This window comes from Candidatus Aquicultor sp. (genome assembly GCF_054640775.1).
Genome location: NZ_JBTSLF010000319.1, coordinates 1 through 2,688 on the forward strand (window position 1 = coordinate 1; position 2,688 = coordinate 2,688).

The window sequence follows — 2,688 nt, forward strand, 5'->3', positions numbered from 1 at the left end:
AGGTTTCCTTCTGGGGATGGACCGAAGGATCACCGTAAACCTCGGAGGTGGAGGCTTGGAGGATACGGGCCTTGACCCGTTTGGCCAGGCCCAGCATATTCAAGGTACCCATGACATTGGTCTTGACGGTTTTGACCGGGTTGAACTGATAATGGACCGGAGAGGCAGGACAGGCCAAGTTATAAATCTCATCCACTTCCAAAGTTATGGGATTGACAAGGTCATGCCTGATGATTTCAAAATGGGGATTATCCTTGAGGTGCAGGATATTTTCTTTGGCGCCGGTAAAGAAATTATCTACACAAACCACATCATGCCCCCGGCTCAATAAGGTCTCACAAAGATGGCTGCCGATAAACCCGGCCCCTCCGGTAATCAGAATTTTTTTCATTTCGGCCCCCCTTTTATAATAATTTCAAATAAGTTATGTCATGAGCCCCTCTTTTTGTCAAGCACTGCTTCTATTTTTTAGGCTTTACCCACTTCTTCGATTATGTTATTGAGATAGAAATCAAAAATGACCTTTATGAAGGAGGGGCTGTGCCTGAAAAAATTTTATTTCCGGAGATGATCGAGAAACTCCCGGATATCGACATACCTATTCCCAAAATAAAAGGAAAATTATTTCAAGGACAAGGGATGCAGGCCGTTTTCTTTACCGCAGATGGACCGGGAGAGATTCCATCTCATCAGCACCAGGCTCAATGGGGGGTCATGCTGGAGGGGGAAATCGAGTTGACTGTGGACGGTAAAACACAAATCCTCCGTCGAGGGGATCCCTACTACATCCCAGCCGGATCGGTCCATTCCATCCGCATCCTGTCCCCAATGAAAGCCTTGGATTTTTTTAACGAACCGAACCGCTACAAATCTAAAATTAAATGAATACATTAAAAAATATCCAAATTTACAGACTGATCAAAATCGTCCAGATGCAAGGCGCCATCATTCGGAGGAATGAGGCGTGCATAGAAGTACGCCGGAATGACGAGGGATGAGGGCAACACAGCAGATGGATGATTTTCATCAGTCTGTCAGGAGAAAAAATGGCTATTGCACAAAAGATTAGAGAAAAAATGGAAAAAGGCTCCTTTATTCGAAAAATGTTTGAAGAAGGGGATAAACTCAAGGCCAAACATGGCCAGGAAAACGTTTTTGATTTCAGTTTGGGGAACCCCAATCTGGATCCGCCCGAGCGAGTTAACCGGAGATTGATTGAAATCCTGGATCAGCCTGTTCCGGCCCTTCACGGCTATATGTCCAATGCCGGGTATCCGGAAACCCGCAGGGCCGTGGCGGATTTCTTATCACGGGAACATGACTTGTCCTTTAGTGAACAGGATGTGATTATGACCTGTGGGGCAGCAGGGGCCTTGAATGCCGTCCTAAAGGCCTTGATCGAGCCGGGAGAGGAAATTATCATTTTGGCCCCTTATTTCGTCGAGTATCTTTTTTATACCGATAATGTCCAGGGAGTTCCCATGGTGGTTTCCACCAGGCCGGATTTCTCTCTCGATGTCAAGGCTATTGAGCATGCTTTGACCCCCAAAACCAAAGCCGTGTTGATTAATTCTCCAAACAATCCCACCGGCAAAGTCTATGATGAAAAATCCCTCAGGCAATTGGGGGACCTTTTAACCCAGCTCTATCGAGAACAAGGGCAGGAGATTTATTTGCTCGGCGACGAACCTTATCGGAAAATCGTTTATGATCAAATCCAGGTGCCCAGCATCTTCCAGGCCTGCCGTCAAAGCATCAGTGTCACCTCTTATTCCAAAGACCTTTCATTGCCGGGTGAACGGATCGGTTATCTGGCGGTCCATCCCCAGATCTCTGAGAAAGAAGAATTGCTGGCCGCTTGTGCTTTTACCAACCGTACGCTGGGCTTTGTCAACGCCCCGGCCCTGATGCAGCGGCTTCTTCCAGCGGTTCAAGGTTTAACCGTAGAGGTTGAACAATACAAAAAGAAAAGGGATTTGTTTTACAACGGCCTTTCTCAAATTGGGTATCAACTCACCAAACCCGAAGGGGCCTTTTATCTGTTTCCGCGTTCTCCCATCCCGGATGACGCTGCTTTTGTTCAGGCCCTGCAGGAAGAATTGATTCTGGTCGTGCCGGGTATGGGTTTTGGGGCCCCGGGTTACTTCCGGATTGCTTATTGCGCACCGGATGCCACCATCGAAAAATCATTGGCCGGGTTTGAAAAAGTTTTCAAAAAATTTAGTTAAACAACTGACGAAAAACAGGTTACGGAAGAGCGACGGCAAAACCTTTAGTTTCACCTGATGGTTGATAAAAATATCATAATTATTTGTTTCAACATAAAAACCCTCCCCTATCCTCCCTTTGATAAGGGGGAGGACAGGGGAGTCCGGTGAAAACTGTCGCCATTGCCTTAAGCGGTGGAATTGACAGCGCCCTCTCTGCCTATCTTTTAAAAAAAGAAGGCTACCAGGTCATAGGTCTTCATGCCGACTTCGGATTTTCCCCCGAACCCGTCCTCCCCTGGCTGGAAAAAATAACTGCCTTCTTGAAGATTCCCCTGGAAGTTATTTTCATAAAAGAGATTTTTCAACAAAGGGTAGTAGACTATTTTATCTCCGAATATAGCCTGGGACGAACCCCCAATCCGTGTGTGGTCTGCAACCCCCACATCAAGTTCGATCTGCTGTACCAGAAAGGATTGAG

Annotated in this window: 4 protein-coding genes; 3 read left to right on the forward strand and 1 reads right to left on the reverse strand. The window is 46.7% G+C overall.

What is annotated here, in order from left to right:
• Nucleotides 1-391 (reverse strand): GDP-mannose 4,6-dehydratase (locus tag ACYC56_RS14735; protein WP_461374927.1); only part of this gene is annotated, 391 nt, incomplete at its 3' end.
• Between the two features lie 149 nt (nt 392-540).
• On the opposite strand from ACYC56_RS14735, the gene ACYC56_RS14740 reads away from it, so the two are divergent.
• The 3 genes from ACYC56_RS14740 to ACYC56_RS14750 form a co-directional block, all read left to right on the forward strand.
• Complete coding sequence (locus tag ACYC56_RS14740) at nt 541-885, forward strand: cupin domain-containing protein (protein ID WP_461374928.1); 345 nt, start codon at nt 541-543, stop codon at nt 883-885.
• Between the two features lie 161 nt (nt 886-1,046).
• The gene (locus ACYC56_RS14745; RefSeq protein ID WP_461374929.1) at nt 1,047-2,228 is read left to right on the forward strand and encodes a pyridoxal phosphate-dependent aminotransferase; all 1,182 of its coding nucleotides are present in this window, start codon (nt 1,047-1,049) and stop codon (nt 2,226-2,228) included.
• 146 nt (nt 2,229-2,374) lie between these two features.
• On the forward strand, nt 2,375-2,688 hold a 314-nt coding region (locus ACYC56_RS14750; protein WP_461374930.1), incomplete at its 3' end, for a 7-cyano-7-deazaguanine synthase.

Excerpts from the sequence above, each read along its gene's own strand:
- ACYC56_RS14745 (WP_461374929.1), top strand. The coding sequence starts at position 1,047 with ATGGCTATTGCACAAAAGATTAGAGAAAAAATGGAAAAAGGCTCCTTT.